Annotated in this window: 12 protein-coding genes and 1 pseudogene; 11 read left to right on the forward strand and 2 right to left on the reverse strand. The window is 68.7% G+C overall.

Going from position 1 to position 17,766, the window contains the following annotated elements; all coding sequences use genetic code 11:
* Positions 1–12 precede the first annotated feature (12 nt).
* The 9 genes and pseudogenes from ACTRO_RS03610 to ACTRO_RS48580 all read left to right on the forward strand — a co-directional run bounded on the left by ACTRO_RS03610 (position 13) and on the right by ACTRO_RS48580 (position 13,985).
* Positions 13–1,395, forward strand: coding sequence for an NtaA/DmoA family FMN-dependent monooxygenase (locus ACTRO_RS03610; RefSeq protein WP_034261127.1), 1,383 nt, complete (start codon positions 13–15; stop codon positions 1,393–1,395).
* Positions 1,392–2,528, forward strand: coding sequence for an LLM class flavin-dependent oxidoreductase (locus ACTRO_RS03615; protein WP_034261129.1), 1,137 nt, complete (start codon positions 1,392–1,394; stop codon positions 2,526–2,528). Before ACTRO_RS03610 ends, ACTRO_RS03615 begins: the two co-directional genes overlap by 4 nt.
* A 56-nt stretch (positions 2,529–2,584) precedes the next feature.
* Positions 2,585–3,067, forward strand: a pseudogene (locus tag ACTRO_RS50700) (beta-class carbonic anhydrase).
* Positions 3,068–3,631: 564 nt separating this feature from the next.
* Positions 3,632–4,507, forward strand: coding sequence for a hypothetical protein (locus tag ACTRO_RS03625; protein ID WP_157435719.1), 876 nt, complete (start codon positions 3,632–3,634; stop codon positions 4,505–4,507).
* A 167-nt stretch (positions 4,508–4,674) separates the two neighbouring features.
* Positions 4,675–10,863, forward strand: coding sequence for an RHS repeat domain-containing protein (locus ACTRO_RS03630; protein WP_051450260.1), 6,189 nt, complete (start codon positions 4,675–4,677; stop codon positions 10,861–10,863).
* 88 nt (positions 10,864–10,951) lie between these two features.
* Positions 10,952–11,686 carry a hypothetical protein gene (locus ACTRO_RS03635; protein ID WP_211244080.1) on the forward strand — a complete coding sequence of 245 codons (735 nt, stop codon included), beginning with the start codon at positions 10,952–10,954 and terminating at the stop codon, positions 11,684–11,686.
* Between the two features lie 177 nt (positions 11,687–11,863).
* Positions 11,864–12,970 (forward strand): helix-turn-helix domain-containing protein, encoded by a 1,107-nt coding sequence (locus ACTRO_RS03640; RefSeq protein ID WP_157435721.1) that lies wholly within the window; start codon positions 11,864–11,866, stop codon positions 12,968–12,970.
* A gap of 195 nt (positions 12,971–13,165) precedes the next feature.
* Complete coding sequence (locus ACTRO_RS03645; protein WP_157435723.1) at positions 13,166–13,549, forward strand: hypothetical protein; 384 nt, start codon at positions 13,166–13,168, stop codon at positions 13,547–13,549.
* A 58-nt stretch (positions 13,550–13,607) separates the two neighbouring features.
* Positions 13,608–13,985, forward strand: a complete 378-nt coding sequence (locus tag ACTRO_RS48580; RefSeq protein WP_063627919.1) for a hypothetical protein — start codon at positions 13,608–13,610, stop codon at positions 13,983–13,985.
* Positions 13,986–14,219: 234 nt separating this feature from the next.
* On the opposite strand, the gene ACTRO_RS42685 is transcribed toward ACTRO_RS48580, so the two are convergent.
* Together ACTRO_RS42685 and ACTRO_RS03660 are read right to left on the reverse strand one after the other, a co-directional pair.
* Positions 14,220–15,176 carry a pentapeptide repeat-containing protein gene (locus ACTRO_RS42685; RefSeq protein ID WP_084315942.1) on the reverse strand — a complete coding sequence of 319 codons (957 nt, stop codon included), beginning with the start codon at positions 15,174–15,176 and terminating at the stop codon, positions 14,220–14,222.
* Positions 15,177–15,369: 193 nt separating this feature from the next.
* Complete coding sequence (locus tag ACTRO_RS03660; protein WP_084316987.1) at positions 15,370–16,134, reverse strand: GNAT family N-acetyltransferase; 765 nt, start codon at positions 16,132–16,134, stop codon at positions 15,370–15,372.
* 505 nt (positions 16,135–16,639) lie between these two features.
* Between ACTRO_RS03660 and ACTRO_RS51290 the strand changes: the two genes are divergently transcribed.
* Complete coding sequence (locus tag ACTRO_RS51290; protein ID WP_425394868.1) at positions 16,640–16,708, forward strand: putative leader peptide; 69 nt, start codon at positions 16,640–16,642, stop codon at positions 16,706–16,708.
* Between the two features lie 219 nt (positions 16,709–16,927).
* Positions 16,928–17,758, forward strand: a complete 831-nt coding sequence (locus ACTRO_RS03665) for a DUF1684 domain-containing protein (RefSeq protein ID WP_034261136.1) — start codon at positions 16,928–16,930, stop codon at positions 17,756–17,758.
* Positions 17,759–17,766 lie beyond the last annotated feature (8 nt).

Consider the following 17,766-nt stretch of genomic DNA (forward strand, 5'->3'; position numbering starts at 1 on the left):
AAGGGGTCTGAGATGACGTCCTCCGGCGGCACGCCGCTCAAGCAGATTCACCTGGCCGCGCACTTCCCGGGCGTGAACAACACCACGGTCTGGAGCGACCCGCGCTCCGGCAGCCACATCGAGTTCGAGTCCTTCCGGGCCTTCGCGCAGACCGCCGAGGCGGCGCTGTTCGACTTCCTGTTCCTGGCCGAGGGGCTGCGCCTGCGCGAACAGAACGGCCTGATCTACGACCTCGACGTCGTCGGCCGGCCGGACACCTTCACCGTGCTCGCCGCACTGGCCGCCGTCACCAGCCGGCTCGGCCTGGCCGGCACGGTCAACTCCACCTTCAACGAGCCCTACGAGGTCGCCCGGCAGTTCGCCACACTCGATCACCTCTCCGACGGTCGCGCCGCGTGGAACGTGGTGACCTCGTGGGACGCGTTCACCGGGGAAAACTTCCGGCGCGGCGGATACCTGCCGCAGGAGGAGCGCTATGCGCGTGCCCGCGCCTTCCTCCACGTCGCGCGCACCTTGTTCGACTCCTGGGACGGCACGGAGATCGCCGGGGACAGGCAGAGCGGCGAGTTCCTCGCCGAGCCGCGGCCCGGGCGCTTCCGCGTGCGCGACGCGTTCTTCGATATCGAAGGGAGCTTCAATGTCCCGCGTTCTCCGCAGGGCAGGCCGGTGATCTTCCAGGCCGGGGACTCGGAGGAGGGGCGCGAGTTCGCGGCCGCCGAGGCCGATGCCATCTTCAGCCGGCACGGTACCGCAGACGCCGGACGTGCCTTTTACGCCGACGTCAAAGGCCGGATGGTGAAGTACGGCCGCGACCCGGATCAACTCAAGGTACTGCCGGCCGCCACGTTCGTGCTCGGCGACACCGACGCCGAGGCCCGCGAACTCGCCGACGTTGTGCGGCACCAGCAGGTCAGCGGGCAGACCGCGATCCGCATGCTCGAGCAGCTGTGGAACCGCGATCTGAGCGAGTACGACCCGGACGGGCCGCTGCCGCGGATCGACCCGGATCTCGGCGAGCACACCGTCGCCCGCGGCCGCGCGAGTGTCCGGATGCACCGCGATCCGATGGCCACTGCCCGCGAATGGCGCGAGCTCGCGGAGGCCAAGGGCTATTCCATCCGCGAACTGATGATCCAGGTGACCGGTCGGCAGACCTTCATCGGCTCGCCGCTTACCGTCGCGGAGGCCATCGACGACCTCGTGCAGTCGGATGCGGCCGACGGATTCATCCTGGTCCCGCACATCACCCCCGGCGGTCTCGGCGAGTTCGCCGAGAAGGTCGTGCCGCTGCTGCAGGAGAAGGGTGTGTTCCGTACCGAATACACTGGTACCACGCTGCGTGAGCACCTCGGCTTGCGGCCGCTGCCCGCGTTCGACGAAGGCGCCGCGGCATGAACAGGACACCTCTGACCATCCTCGACCTCGTCCCGATCAGCAGCGGCTCCGACGCCGCGCAGGCCCTGCGCAACAGCATCGAGTTGGCCCGCCACGCCGAAGACCTCGGATACGCCCGCTACTGGTTCGCCGAGCACCATCTCAACCCGGGCGTCGCCGGGACCTCCCCGGCGGTCGTGATCGCGCTGATCGCTGCGTCCACACACCAGATCCGGCTCGGCGCGGGCGCGGTTCAGCTCGGGCACCGCACGGCCTTGTCGACGGTGGAGGAGTTCGGGCTCATCGATGCCCTGCACCCCGGGCGGATCGACCTCGGACTCGGCCGCTCGGGAGGCCGGGGCAAGCCCGGCTCCGACCGGACCGCGCCGACAGCGTCGAAGACCGAGGCCTCCGTTACTCCCAACGGTCTGCTGCTGCCCCCGCCCTTCGACTTCACCACCGTGCTCGGGTCCCCGCGTTTCGGCCTCATCAAGACCCTGCTGGAGCAGCCGAACGCCGAGGCGCAGCCCTACTCCGCGCAGATCAGCGATCTACTCGCGCTGCTGCGTGGCGCCTATCGGTCGCCGGACGGAATCGAGGCGCACGTCGTACCGGGTGAACGCGCGCAGCTCGAGCCGTGGATCCTCGGCAGCAGCGGCGGGCTGAGCGCGCAGGTCGCCGGGGCCAACGGGCTGCGGTTCGCCGCCAACTACCACGTGAGCCCGTCGAGCGTCATCGAGGCCGTCGACGGCTACCGCGCAGCCTTCAAGCCCGCAGCCGACGGCTACGGCGTCGCAAAACCCTACGTCAGCGTGTCCGCTGACGTGGTGGTCGCCGAGGACGAGGCCGCCGCTCGCGAACTCGCCTCCGGCTACGGCGCGTGGGTGCGCAGCATCCGCACCGCCGAAGGCGCCATCCCGTACCCCACCCCGGCCGAGGCGGCGCTGCACCCGTGGACGCAGACCGACCGCGACCTGGTCGCCGATCGTCTGCAGACGCAGTTCGTCGGCACCGCCAAGCAGGTCGCCGACCGCCTCGAGATCCTACGCGACGCGTCCGGGGCCGACGAGCTGATCGTCACTACGATCACCCACGACCACGCCGACCGCATCCGCTCCTTCGAGCTGCTCGCCGAGGAATGGGAGAACCGCTGAGCAGACCCGACCGTAGGTGATCCGTCTTCTCCGCAGCGACCAGAGGGGCCCTTCTCATGAGCGTGACCGGCGAACTCCTTTCCCACAATGAAGCCTATGCCGCCGCCTTCCGCGGGCCGCTGCCGCCGTCGCGCAAGGTCGCCGTCGTGGCGTGCATGGACGCGCGGCTGAACGTGTACGCGATCCTGGGCCTGCACGAGGGCGAGGCGCAGGTGATCCGCAACGCGGGCGGCGTGGTGACGTAGGATGAGATCCGGTCGCTGGCGATCAGTCAGCGGTTGCTCGGCACCCGCGAGATCATCCTGATCCACCACACCGACTGCGGGATGCTCACCTTCACCGACGACGCGTTCAAGCAGTCGATCCTCGAAGACGTCGGCATCAAGCCGGCGTGGGCCGCGGAGGCGTTCGCCGACCTAAACGAGGACGTGCGCCAGTCGATCCAGCGCATCCGCACCAGCCCGTTCATCCCGCACACCGACGCCGTGCGCGGGTTCGTCTTCGACGTGGCCGCCGGGCGGCTCGCCGAGGTGAAGTAGTGAACTGATAAGAACAACCAGTACCTGCCGCTTCGGCAGGCGTTTCAAGAGTCTTCATCCCCCGCCGGGATGTTGTGCGGTCGCGCGGCGCGGGTGGTGGCGGCGGTCCACTTTCCAGGCGCCCGCCCGTCCGACCGCTGAGATCCTCGGTCATGTTTCTTCAGAGTATTTTCATGTCTAACCACACTTCATCCAAATCTGCTGTTCAGGGCCCTGATTAGTTATCTGGCGCACTGGAGTACGGGCTCTGATTTTACCGTCACTTGGTATGCGAACAGTGCGACATCAGATATTTTCAAAACAGCCGCCCGGGCGGGGCCATCTTGGGCGGCTCGACGAGAGTGTTGCCGTCGCTTCGCCGTGTCCGCTTTCACCATTTTCTGGGGGATACCTATGTCACGTGACGTTTCCGCGCGCTCAGTCCTCGCCGCCGTGCGGCGTGCTGGAGCCTCGGTGCGGACCCCGGGGCGCGCGCATCCCCGACCGACGTTGCCGGGCGAGGCGAGAAGGACTCTGTCGATCAGGTGGAAGGCGGCCGCGCTGGCCGGTGGGGTGGCTCTCACGGTGGTCACTTCCGTGGCCGCGGGGCCCTCGGCGCAGGCCTCGACCACAGCGTGCGGCGGTTTGTGCACCACGCCGAGCAATAAGGCGTTGGGCACCGGCGAGACGCCGACGATCACCGTCACCGGGTCGAGCTGCACTGGCGCGCCGAGCGCGGGAACGCTCGTGTCGGAGTACGCCAACTCCGCATGCACGATCAGCGTCGGTATGGCGACCGCGACCACCACGAATCCTTACCAGGACTGGGCGGTGATCGAGGAGGGGACAGTGGACAAGTTCATCTCGGACCAAGCGCTCTCACCCGCCCTGGACATCCAATACGGCGCAGACGAGGTCGTCGAGTTCGAGGCGGCGCCGAGCGGGGCCGCGACGAACCTGTGCCTGGCTCTCGTCTCTTCAAAGGTCACGCTGAAGCAGTGCGGGCTCTCGTCGGATACGCAGACGGGCACGTCCACCGGCACGCAGACGGACAAGACGACGGGCTCGAATAACGGCTCGGATTCAGAGTCGGACGACGAGCAGTGCTGCACCACTTCCGGCGATATCTACATGACCGGCTCCCTCGGGACGAGTACCGGGTCCTCCAGCAGTACCGACACGGCCACCTCCACCGGCACGTCCACCACGAGCACCAGTATCTACAGCCTGACTGCGTGGATCCTTGATTCCGGCAACACCACGAGCGGCTATCTCGACGTGATCAGTGGGACCGATCAGGCCTTCTCGAATCCGCAGGTGCTCATGGCCAGCGGTACGACGTTGTCCGTGACGTGGCTCAATGAGCTCGGCGGGGTCGTCAACTCATCTCAGATGTGGTCGTTCGGGTATCAGTCCTCGAGCGCGGTCCAGTTCAAGAAGAGCGGGATGCAGCACACCTGAGACCGGCGGTCGCCCGAATTCCGGACTCGAACTCCGCACGGCCCATTCTTCGGAGGCAGATGATGTTTGGGTACCATCACGGCCAAAGCCATGCTCACGACTCGGCTGCCCGGCGCGGGGAGCGGCGTCGGGCGGGAAGCGTCGCGATCCTCTCCGCCGGCGCTCTGGTGGCCGGCCTGCTGGCCGGGCCGGTGCCGCAGGCCGCGGCGGCCGCGGGCGGCGCCCCGGCGGCTTCGGCGGGCACGGCGGTGCCGGTGCACCCGGTGGACGGGTTCGCGGCTTCGGTGCCGAAGATGCTCGCCGCCCCCAAACCCTCGGCGGTGTGGCCCGCGGCGGGTTCGGTGAGCGTGACTGTGGCGGCCGAGGCCGGGTCGACCTCTGCCGCCTCTCGCCCCAAGTCGTCCGGGTCGAATCTCGAGCCCGACCCCTCGCACGGATCCGCGCGTGCCGGAAAGCTCCCGCTGTGGGTGGGCCAGGCTGATCAGCCGAGCGGTTCGAAGGCGCCCGCCCCCTCGCCCGTATCGCGCGCGCAGGTGACGGTGGGCTCCACCTCGGCCGCCGCGTCCCTCGGCCTGCGAGGCATGGTGTTCTCGGTGGCCAGGGCCGACGGGGGAACCTCGACCGGACGAGTGCACGTGAGTCTGTCCTATAGCGGATTCGCGGATGCCTACGGCGGCGACTACGGTTCCCGCCTGGAGTTGGTGGCGCTGCCCGCCTGCGCTCTGACCACTCCCGCCAAGGCCGCCTGCCGGGTGGAAACGCCGGTCGGCTCGCTCAACGATGCCAGAACCCAGTACGTCGGCGCGGACGTGAGCCTGCCGGCCGCCGGCGACGCCACGTCCGGCGGGGCGGCTTCCGCAGCTGCGGTGGTTCTGGCCGCGGTCGACACGCCGTCAGGGTCGGGCGGGAACTTCGCCGCCGAACCGATGTCGGAACAGACCGACGACTGGGTCTCGGGCGCCTCTTCCGGTGCGTATACCTATGCTTATCCGATCCAGGTGCCAACGGTGCCCGGCGGCCTGCAGCCGAGTGTCGCCCTGAGCTACGACTCGCTGGCCACCAGCGGCCTGAACTCCTCGACCAACAACGAGGCCTCCTGGGTCGGAGACGGCTTCGACTACAGCCCCGGGTTCATCGAGGCGGACTACGCCCCGTGCTCCAGCTACGCCGTCGACCCGGACACCGGGGACCTGTGCGCCGGCAGCCAGACCGAGGTCACGCTGTCCTTTGACGGGGTCTCCACTCCGTTGGTGGACGGCTCCAGCGGGTGGCGGGCCGAGCAGGACTCCGGAGAGAAGATCACCGAGTCGAACGGCACCTGGGAGGTGATCGCGCCGGACGGTACCGAGTACTTCTTCGGCGTGAACGATCTGCCGGGTTATGCCTCAAGCGACGCGTCCACCGACAGCCAGTGGGAAGCTCCGGTGTACGAAGGCTGCGGGCAGGCCGCCTTCTGCAACCAGCCCTGGCGCGACATGCTCTCCTACGTGGTCGACCCACACGGGGACGCCATCGCCTACTACTACGCCACCCAGACCAACTCCTACGCCCAGTCTGACGGCACCGTCGCGAACGGCTCCTACACCCAGAGCGGGGTACTTCAGCGGATCGACTACGGATTCCGGGCCGGCCAGGCCTACTCGTCCACCCCGGCCGCGCAGGTCTCCTTCACCGCACCTGCTACCCGTCAGGATGCCCCGACCGACCTGGCTTGCAGCGCCGGGTCGGCCTGTGTCATCACCTCGCCGACCTTCTGGAACGACGATGAGCTGACCGGCATCTCCACCCGCACCCTGAACGGCTCGGCCTATCAGCCGGTCGACTCGTGGTCGCTGGGCGGCATCTATCCGGCCACCGGCGACGCGAGCACGAGCCCGTCGCTGTGGCTGGCCTCCGTCACGTGCACCGGCCAGGACGGCAGTAGCTCGATCAGTCTGCCGCCTACCGACTTCGCCGGCACTCCTCTCGCCAACCGGGTCGAGACGGCCGCCGACGCGGCCGCCGGATACTCCGACATCACCCGCGACTACTTGAGCGGCATCACCAGTCAGACCGGCGGGGTCACCACCATCGCGTACTCCCCGTCGTTCTCCTCGAGCACGATGCCGACTCCGAACTCGAACAACACCGCCGTCTACCCGGACTACTGGCCGGCCGCCGGTTCTTCGACGCCGGTGCTCGATTTCTTCAACACCTACGCGGCCAAGAGCGTCACCCGGAAGGACACCACCGGCGCGGACCCACCGGTCGTCACGGCGTACACGTACGCCGATCCGGCCTGGCACTACGACACTGACACGGTCAGCCGTTCGTCCACCGTGACCTGGGACGAGTGGCGTGGATACGGGAGTGTGACGGCCGAGACGGGCACGGCTCCGGACCCGGTCAGCGAGACGGTCACCAGTTATCTCCAAGGCATGAGCCAGGACGGGCCAGCGCACGCCACCGGCCCCACGGTCACGCTCACCACCACCCGCGGCCAGTCCGTGACGGACTCCGACCAGTTCGCCGGCCTGCAGCTCGAAGCGATCGTCTATGACGGAGCCGGGTCCGGCCAGGAGGTCACCGACACGGTCACCGTCCCGTGGACCTCCACGGCCACCGCCGTGAACACGGGGCTGGACCAGGCCGCCTATCTGACCGGCCCGGGTTCGACGCTCACCTACACTGCACTCGCCACCGGCGGGGCCCGCGAGTCGACCGAGAGCGACACCTATACCAGCGACGGCCTGCCCGCCTCGGTCTCCGCGCAGCCGGACACCACCCAGAGCTCTGAGAGCACCTGTACCACCACGGCATACGCGGCCAATACGGCCACCTGGCTCCTCGACCTGCCCGAAACCGTGATCACCGACACCGGGGTGTGCAACGCCTCGGGCCAGGGGACCGGAACCCTGGTCTCCCAGACCGACACGCTCTACGACAACGGGTCGCTCGGCGCCGCACCCACGGCGGGCAACGCCACCAAGACCGAGCAGGCGGTCAGCGGCGGCTTGGTACCCACGTTCGTCACTTCGAGTGCGACCTACGACGAATACGGCCGGGCGCTCTCCGCCACCGACCCGGACGGGCACGTCACCAAGACCGCGTACACCCCGGCCACCGGAGCAGAGCCCACTTCGGTCCAGGTCACCGACCCGATGGGCCTGCTGACCAGCACCACCTACGACCCCGCCTATGACCTGCCGCTCACCGCCACGGCCCCGGACGGCGGCCAGAGCACGACCAGCTACGACGCACTCGGCCGCAAGACCGCCCAGTGGAACCCTGGAAACCCGGTATCCGGCCCCGCCGACGAGCTCTACGCCTATACCGTCAGTGGAACGTCGTCGTTCACCACAGAGCGGACCGAAGAGCCGGACGGCTCCTATCTGACGACCGTGACCATCGACGACTCGCTCGGCAACGTTCGTGAGGTCCAGGCCGGAACCGCCTCCGGCGGGACGGATGTCACCGACACCACCTACGACAGCGACGGCTTGAAGAGCCTGGTATCCGCCCCCTACTACACCAGCGCCGCCCCGTCCGGCACCCTGGTCGCCGCCGACGGGCCCGTCGCCTCGCAGACCGGGTACGTCTACGACGGAGACGCACGGGTGATCAAGCAGATCTCCTACGGAGACGGCACCGAAACCTACGAGACGGACACCGCCTACGGCGGCGACTACTCCACCGTCACCCCGCCCGCCGGAGGCACCGCGCAGACGGACTTCACCGACGGTCGAGGCCTGACCACCGCGATCTACCAGTACCACGCCGGGGTCCCGGTCAATCCGGCCGACCCCTCCTCCGACTACGACCAGACCACTTACACGTACACCGCCGCGCAGAAGCCCGCCACCATCACGGATGCGGCCGGCGACTCGTGGTCCGACACGTACGACCTGCTCGGCAGGCAGCTCACGGCATCCGACCCGGACTCGGGTACCACCACTGACGCCTACGACTCGGCCGGCCGGCTCCTCACCAGCACTGACGCGCGAAGCAAGAGCACTTCGTACACCTACGACCTGGACGGGCGCAAGGCCGCCGAGTACGACACCACCGGTGGCGCCGCCGAGACGTCCGCCGATGAGATCGCCGCCTGGACCTACGACACGCTGGCCAGTGGCCAGCCCACCTCGTCCACGTCCTACTCGAACGGATCGGCCTACACCGAACAGATCACCGGCTACAACGCCTATGGGCTCCCCAGCGGCCAGCAGATCACCGTCCCTGCCGCCCAGGGCAAGCTGGCCGGAACGTATTCGCAGACTTACACCTACGCTCCCACCGGTCAGGAGACCTCTTACACCGACTCCGCCGACGGCGGCCTGCCCGCCGAAACCGTCACCACCGGGTACGACAGCGCCGGACAGCCCGGCTCGCTGACTGGCACCAGCAGCTACGTCAGCAAGCTCACCTACACCGATCTCGGCCAGCCGCTGCAGTACCAGGAGGGAACGAGCAGCGACCCGGTGTACATCACCGACTCCTACGACCCGCAGACGAGCCGACCCACCGAGCAGAACACACAGACCGGCACCGCGAAGACCTCGGTCGACGATCTGAACTACACCTACAACGACGTCGGAGACGTGACCTCCGAGGCCGATACCCCGAGCGGAGCGAGCTCCGCCACCGACGTCCAGTGCTTCCACTACGACTACCTCGGCTGGCTCAGCCAGGCCTGGGCGCAGGGCACTGCGGCTTGCGCCGGCACGCCCTCGGCGTCGGTGGAGGGCGGGGCCGCCCCGTACGAGGAGTCCTACTCCTACAACACCATCGGCGATATGACCGGTGAAGTCTCGACCACCCCCGCGGGCGTCGCGACAACCGTCACGAATACATTCCCCGCTGCCGGCCACGCGCAAGTCCACGCCCCGACCACGCGGACCGCCACGACCTCAGGCAACTCCACCTCCACCGCCTACACGTACACCACTGCCGGGGAGCTCAGCACCCAGACCTCCACCAGCCAGCAGCAGGCCTTCACCTGGAACGACCAGGACCAACTCACCCAAGACGCCGTCACTCCGAGCGGCAGCGCCGCCCAAGACACCTCCTACATCTACGACGCCGCCGGCGACCTGCTGCTGCGCACCGACCCCACCGGTACCACGCTGATTCTCGGCGGTGAACAGATCGTGCTGAGCACCGGCGCCGCGGCCGCCACGGCGACGCGGTACTACACGCTCGGCAGCGCCGGCGTCGCCTCGCAAACCGCCGGAGGCGATCTCCAGTACCTCGCCGGGGACCAGCAGAACACCGCGTCGATCGCCATCGATGCCGCGACCCTCAGTGTCAGCCGCCGTCACTACGACCCGTACGGCAACCCCCTCGGCGCCGGGTCCCTCTGGCCGTCCGGTCAGAAGGGCTTCGTCGGCGGCACCGCCGACACCGCCACCGGCCTCACTGATCTCGGCGCACGCGAATACCAGCCCCAAACTGCCGCGTTCATCTCTCCCGACCCCCTGATCAACCCGCAGAACCCGCAAGACCTCGACGCCTACAGCTATTCCTACGACAACCCCACCACCTTTGCCGACCCCACCGGGCAAGCCGGGTGCGGCTTCCTCGGCCTCGGCTGCGTCTTCAACGACGTCGGCAGGGGCTGGCACCAGTTCACCCGTTCGCTCCAGCAGGCCTCGCCCGCGCTCATGCCCATCCTCGCCGACGCGGTCATTGACGCGGTGGTGCTGGTCGCCACCGACGGCGCGGGCGCGGCACTTCTCCCGGAGATCGACGGCGTGGTCGACGAAGGCTTCCTCGACGCGGACCTCGCCGGCGACGAAGCGGACATCACCAACGAGGAGATCGACGCACTGGCCGAACAAGGCGGCGGCCCGGGCGGCGGCTCAAGCATCGGCACGACCGGTTCGGACGGTGGCTCGGACGGGGCCGGCGGCGACCTCGGCACCGCGAACGAGGACCAGCGGCCCGTCATGAGCTGGACCAACGGGCGACTGGACGCGAACGGGGACGTGGTCACCGACATGGAGCCCCAAGGTCCCCTGCCTGAGGGCGCGGGCATGAAGCCCGGCGACGATCTGGTGCCGGGGGACTATCACTACACCGTTCAGCAGGACGGCTCGCTCCGGGTGATCAACAGCGACGACATGTACGCGATGGAGCCGAGTGCTGGACACACGAGCCTGGCGAAGAGCCCGACCGTGAACATGGCGGGGACGTTCAAAGTCAACGGAAGCGGCGAGATCGACATGTTCGACAACTGGTCCGGACACTATCTGCCCGGTGTCGACCCCGCCTACAATGAAGTGGACTACATGCCGCTGGAGACGGTCGCCCGAAATGCCTTCAAGCAATTCGGGTTGCCTGATCCGCTCCCCAACGCCTGGACCCCGCTTTGGCGATGATCCCCGCGAAAGCCGCCCGCCCTCACTTCTCGGGGACGGGCGGCTCGCCTCGTGAAGCGAAGCCGATCCCCTGAAAGTGGAGGGCACCGTGGATGTGAACGCTGACTGGCTGGCGCGGGTGGCGGAGCACCGGAACCTGGGCATCGGTGCCCTGGCCGAGCTGGCCGATGTCCCCGAGGCCGAGGTGAACGCGGTTTGGAACGGCGCGGCGCCCAGCCCGGCACTGCTGCGCAAGCTCGCGCCCGCGGTGGGCCTGCATGCCGCGGACCTCTTCGCCATCGCGGGCCTGCCGGTGCCGGACGATCTGGTCCGGCTGGATGCGCGCGCCTCCTCGTGGATCCCGCAATTGGTGAGATCGGCCCTTTCCCTCTCACCTCGGCAAAGGGAGTTGCTTCGGGAATTCGTCGTAGCGCTTCCGCAAGAGGCCGAGGTCAATCCAGTGCAGGCTTTGAAGGAGTATGAGAAGTATCCCCCCGGGCTCGGGGGCGTCCTTGTCCGCATGCTGCACAATCGCAATCTGAACTGGACCGCTTCCGCCAAGGTCCTCTACCTCGTCGCCGGCACCGGGCCGTTGTCCCCGGCAACCGTCGGAGGCATCGGCCGGGGCAGCGTGGAGATCTCCCCTCGACTGCTCGCCGAGTTCGCCGCCGTATTCGACGTTCCCGTCGGCCTCCTGGCTTCCCTCGCAGCGGCGCGGATCGCCCACGCCGCCTTGCCGACCCCCCCGGCGGCCGTCGAAACGGCTCGGCTGATCTGGGAGTTCCGAGGCCTGACCGTCGAACAGGCACAGCAAGTACTTGCCGTGGCGCAGAACGGGCTTTGAATCGAGGCGAGACCCACCGGCAGAGGGTCCCGGCCTCGTCCACGCTGGTCGTCGGGAAGATCAGCTGCGGATCCGCCGTGCGCGAAGGCTCAGCATTGAAGAGCTCTGATTGTTGAGCGCATACTGTTCCGGACGATCCCGGGGAGCCGGGTCGTCCAGGGCTCGGGCGGAGGAATCTTGGGACGCAGGATGCGGCCGTTGGATCCGGCCGACGGGGAGGTGCAGCTGTTCGCCTGCGAGCTGCGCGCCTTGCGTGCGGCTGCGGGCGAGCTGCCGTTCTGGAAGATGGCACGGCGTTGCGAGGTCTCCAAGAGCTCTCTCGCCGCGGCGGTGGCGGGATATGAGCTGCCTTCCGAGCAGGTCGCCATAGCCTTCGTCGAGGTCTGCGGCGGCGACCGGGCCTGGTGGCGGGAGCGTCTGGTTCAGGCCGGCGAGCGTGTCGCCGCGGCCCGCGCCGCGCCCGGCTCCGGACAGGGGCCCGCATCGGCGGTCGGATCGGAACTGGTGCTTGCCCGCCGGTTGCCCGCCGTCCGTGCCATGCGCCGTGGTGAAGCCGTCGCCGACTCCGGCGGCAACACAGGCCAGAGTCTCGAACCCGTGTTCGCCCTTCCCGGGGCGCGTCGGCGGCCCAGGGCAGTCCTCGCCGTGGCGCTCGTCGCGGCGGCCATGGTGGGAGCCTCGGCCGCGGTCCTCCTCGAGCACCTGCGGCCGGCTGCCGAGACGAAGGCGGCCGTCGCGCCGCCCCAGTCCAAGGGCGTGCCGTCGCCGGCTGCCGCCGTCCCGACCCTCCGTGGAACGCTCGTCTACGACCAGACCGTCGGACCGGGCTGCCCGAGCACCGGGCTGGCGAGAATCTCGCAGGACGACTTCACCGAAACGCACAAATGGAACACGGCCACATCCGCCGACTGGACCGTCCCAGGCTGTTCCAACCTGTTTCTCTACTCAGAGCCGACCACCGCGACCCAGCCGGATCGGTGGCAGGACGACTACGAATGGTACTTCGACCACGTACCCAAAACCGCGCAATGCACATTCTTCATCTACATTCCCGACAGCCCGTATGCGCGCTATCTCGCCTCCTACGACTGGACCGCGGGCGACTCGGACTACCTCGACTCCACTTCCTTCCCGATCGAGCAGAGCGTCTACCGGGGTCAGTGGTTCTCCAAAGGGCCCTACACCTTTTCCACCGGCCAGGCCATGATGATGATCACGGATGCGCGAGGCGACGCGCCCACTGCCACCCTCACGGCAGCCGCCGTTCGCCTCGCCTGCGACTGACGAGAAGCAGGCCTCCCGGTGGACCGCATCGTGAGCGCCGGCCGGCTGAGCCCGACTCCGTCGTTCGCCCCGGCGTCGTTGGACAAAACCACGCTGCCTCTTTGTCTAGAATCGTGGTCGCTGGACAATTCCTTCGCTTCAGTGAACCGCAAGGTGGGGCTGTCCCACCGATGGGCTCATTCGAAGGAGCGCACGATGTCCCGTGCTCGAACCGCCGCCACAGTTATCGCCGCGTACGTCCTGGCCGCCGGACTGACCGGTGCCCCATCGGCCTCCGCCGCTACGGGTGTGGCCCACCCCGCTACGTGCAGCGGGATCTGGAACCCGGCCAACAACGGCCGCACACCGGCCAACGCCTCGTGGCATGTGGCGATTTACAAGGCGAACAACGCACAGAGCTGCATCGTGGGCTGGACCACGAGCATCTATCAGGCCGGCGACTACGTCGTGGTCCACTGCAAGTGGACCAGCACCTCCGGCCAGAGCTGGTATTACATGCAGGACCAGGAGACCGGCGTCACGGGCTGGCTCGCCGCCTCGAACGTCTCACTCGGCTCCGATATCTACGACCACTGCTGAAATTCGGGCGCAAGCGGAGACGAGGATAGCGAAGACGAGGAACAGGGGGCCCGGCTGAATGTATTCGGATACCGAGAACTACTACGACGGGCAGGGGCACCTGCGCTCGCCCGGCGAGTCCTTTCGTGACTACGAGGGCCACTGGTGTGACCCGGGCAGGGACGACTTCCGCGACCGGCGGGGCCACTTGTGTTCGCCGCGGGACGACTTCTACGACGGGCAGGGCCACCTGTGTTCGCCTCAAGATGACTTCTACGACGGGAAGGGCTTCTTGCGCGCCGGGCGCCGCCGGGGAGCCGACGAGGGATTGGGCTTTCTCGCGGTGCTTTTCGGCCTTGCGTCGGCAGCGGTTTTGGAGGAGCGGGCCCGACGTGAAAAAGGCGGCGAACCCGACGACGGTTCCCCTGCGACGGATCGGCCGCCCGAGGGCGGCTGACCGGATGAACAGGGCTCTTGACCCTGCCGCAGTCCGACAGCGGCACCTCCTGCTGAAATGCGGCGCATCGGCGAATCGACAGAGTGGGCGTGGATGCCGGGGGAGAAGAGGGCGACGTCCGCGAACGAGCCGGTCGCCCTGCCCGACGACTCCGGAATCCCTGAAGGTCGAGGTTGCTGAGGGCGCGTCAGTCGGTGCAGTTCCGACTGCCCTATGAGGTGCCGGTACGCATAGTCAAGAGGCCGCAGGGGCGATGATGACGCCGGCTGCGACAGGGTCGAATCCATCCGGCCAGAGAGTCTCCGGGCTGGCCACTGCCCCCTCGAACTGCGCTCCGGTGATGTCCGCTCCGAGCAGAGACGCGCCTTCCAGGTGCGCGCCGCCCAGTCGGGCGTCGTTGAGCTCGGCGCCGAGAAGGCTGGCCTCGCCCAGGTGTGCATTCCTCAGGTCGATGTGGCTGAGGTCGGCACCGTCCAGGCAGGCCCAGCGCAGCCACGCCCACCGCAGGTCTGCGCCCTCGAGATCGGCTCCGGCCAACCGGGCGTGGTCGAGTCCGGCCTTACGCAGGTCCGTGCCGAGCAACCGCAGCGGTTCATCGCCCTCGGGAAGAACGGTCCCCTTCTTGAGCACGAACAGCGCCGCTCGCACGTCGGCCGCACGAAGCTCCAGGTGCTCCGGAATCTCATCGTCGGCGTCGGCCAGGGGCGCGTGCTGGCGTATGTAAGAGGAGAGCAGTTCCGCGACCATGCCGCTATCGGCGGCGGAGTTGCGGGCCAGCCGCTCCAAAGCGTAGATGCCGCCCATCCGGACGACGACCTGGTCGCTGCCGAGCTGGTCGACGGCCTGCGTGAACCGCTGTGTGAGCTGGCTTTCCTGCGCGACCGTCAGCTGTCCCTGCGCCGCCTTGAGCTGCGCGTTGGTCACATCCAGGCTTTGCCGCAGGCCTTCCCGGCCCAGCTGCACCTGCCGCCAGGTCGCGTACGCGCCAAGCAGCAACACCAATCCGCCCACAGTTTGCACCAAGACGCCGCGCACGTCGTTCTGCGCCCGGACGGCATCCCCAGCGCTGGTGAACGCACTGCGTGGAGCCAGATGGGGCGGCAGGACGAACACGGCCAGCGCCCCCACGGCGACCACCATCGCGCCAAGCAGCAAGCCAGCGATCACCCCTGCTACCGGCCTCGGATTCATGCGGAAACAATAACGGAGACGACCGGAATCCAAGCGAATACCAACGGTCTTATACCGTAGTCGCCGGCGTCAGCCCAGGCCCGTTCGTCCGTCAGGTCGGCGGGCGCGAGGAACGGCGTGACAGCCGCGTGGTAACGCATCCGCGAGCGGTGCGGGCATAAGTGTATTCGCCTCCTGAATCACAGCGCGGCCGTCAAGCCACGCGAACCTCGGTCGGAGGCTCTCCGGGAACCCGCACGCTGACGAACGTCACCTTTCGCCGCAGCCGGAAGCCCAGCGCCTGGTAGAGCTCGATGGCGGTGGTGTTGGCCGCCGCGGCGTGGAGGAACGGCACCTCCCCGCGCGATCTGATCTCGGCCGCCGATGCCAGCACCAGGCGGGTGGCCAGACCCGAACCACGGTGCTCCTCGTCGATGCAGACGGCGCTGATCTCCGTCCAGCCCGGCGGGTGCAGACGCTGGCCCGCCATCGCCACCGGCCTCCCGCCGCGGCGGATACCGAGGTAGGCGCCCATCTCGATCGTCCGCGGCAGAAAGGGACCTGGCCGGGTGCGCTCCACCAGCGCGAGCATCTCCGGCACATCCCGCGGCTCGAGCCGCACGGCCTGCCCGTCGGTCGCGCCGCCCACCCCCTCGCCGACGAGCTGCACACCCGGCAGGTCCATCAGCACCTCCCAGCCGGCCGGTGCGCTGAAGTCCGGTTCGAGAGCCGCCAGCGTCAGCACGCCACCGGGCCCGAGCAATGCGGCGGCATCGCGCCAGTCGTTCTCGTTCGGGGAATCCGGCAAGGCGGCGAACGGCGAGACGTCGTCCGGGTAGCGTAGAGCGTCGCCCCGGCTCAGCGCGAAGGGCGCGTGCGGGCCGAACAGCGCGGCCCGGACCGGATTGTCCAGTGGATGCCGCCGCTCGAGCAAGGGCTCGTCAAGGCCTCCGGGGCTCCGCGGAGCGGCCTGGTCGATCGGTACGCCTGTCACAGCTTCCTGCTTTCCGCTGCGCGTCGAGCACGGCGCCACGGGTGCGTCCGCGGCCGTTGCCACGGCCGCGGGCACGCCGCACGGGTTCGACGAGGTCTGGCAGAGTGGTGGGTTCACCGCGTGCCGCCGGCGCACGGGGCCGGCCGAGGCGGCTCGGACGATATGTGCGCTGCGGAAGGCGGTGCGCGTTCCCGGAAAGGGCGCGGGAGACGGATCAGCGACAGGAGCAGGACCACACGCGACCGAAGTCGATGTGGTGGCGCGTGACGAGCCGCGTTCCGCTCATGTGGCCAGTGTGGCCACGTGATCCGAGGGTGTCAACAAACGACCAGGCCCCGAGCGTCTGGGCCGCGCCGTCGATGTTGACGGGTCGAGCGGAGCACGACTACGGTGAAGAACCGTATCGGCCTGCCGGGTAGAACCCTGATCAGCGGAGTGGAGGCGGCACATGCGCCACGCGTCCGCGCTGCCTTGCGGCGCTGTCGGTCCGATGGCTTCCTTCTCCCGACGCCGGCACATCGATCTGCAGCGCATCGCCAGCTGCCTGTGTCACGCCTGACCGCGTGACCCGGCTCTGAGCCGCACACCACGACCCCCGCGCCCCGCTCCCTGCTGAGCCGGGTCAGCCGGGTCCCGCCTTCCCTCGACCCCCGCCACCCGATGCCCGCCGTCCCGAGTGCGGCAGAGGGCTGATTCTCGGCGCGGCGGACCCGCGCCCGGCACGGTCCCGTCGGCCCCCGGCATCCTTGCCCGCACTCCGAAACGAGGAGCGAATCCCATGACCCTTCAGCACATCCCCACCGCCCTCGACGACGCCGCCGACACCTTCACCCGCGAGTGGCACGAGTGGCGCGGCCGGCAGTTCGCGAAGCTGGCCGACCCGCACGGCTTCCTTGCCATCACCCACCTGCACTGGCTCGGCGAGAGCCTGGAGCGCTTCCCCGACGCCCCGGGCCTGTGGTCAACCGGGCCCGACGGCGTGCGCGTCGTCCTGGACGAGGACGAGGAGCTCATCGTCGACGGCGTCCCGGTGCGGGGCGAGCACCGTTTCGGCGTCATCGCCGAGCGCGCCAGTCTCTACCCGGTCTCCGGTGACGCTGTGATCGAGGTGGCCAAGCGCGGCGGCCACGACATCCTGCGCCCGCGCCACCCGGAGAACCCGCTGCGTACCGCATACACCGGCACCCCCGCCTACGCACCGGATCCGCGTTGGGCGGTGACCGGGCGCTACGTCGCCTTCGAAGAGCCGCGGCCCACCACGGTCGGAGCCGCCGTCGAGGGACTCCAGCACGTCTACGACGCACCCGGCCGGATCGAGTTCGAGCTCGAGGGCCGGCCGCTGAGCCTGACCGTGTTCAACGGCCACGCCCCCGGCAGCCTGACCGCGCTGCTCACCGACGCCACCTCGGGCCACACCACCTACGCCGCCAACCGGGCACTGCAGATCGGCCCGCCGGACCCGGACGGAACCGTGCTGCTGGACTTCAACCGGGCCGCCAACCTCCCGTGCGCCTACACCGATCTGGCCACCTGCCCCCTGCCTCCGGCCGAGAACCGGCTTCCGGTCGCCGTCGAGGCCGGCGAGAAGACCCCGTACGAGCGCGGCTGACCCGGACC

Origin of the sequence: Actinospica robiniae DSM 44927 (genome assembly GCF_000504285.1) — a bacterium.
Taxonomy (GTDB): Bacteria; Actinomycetota; Actinomycetes; order Streptomycetales; family Catenulisporaceae; genus Actinospica; species Actinospica robiniae.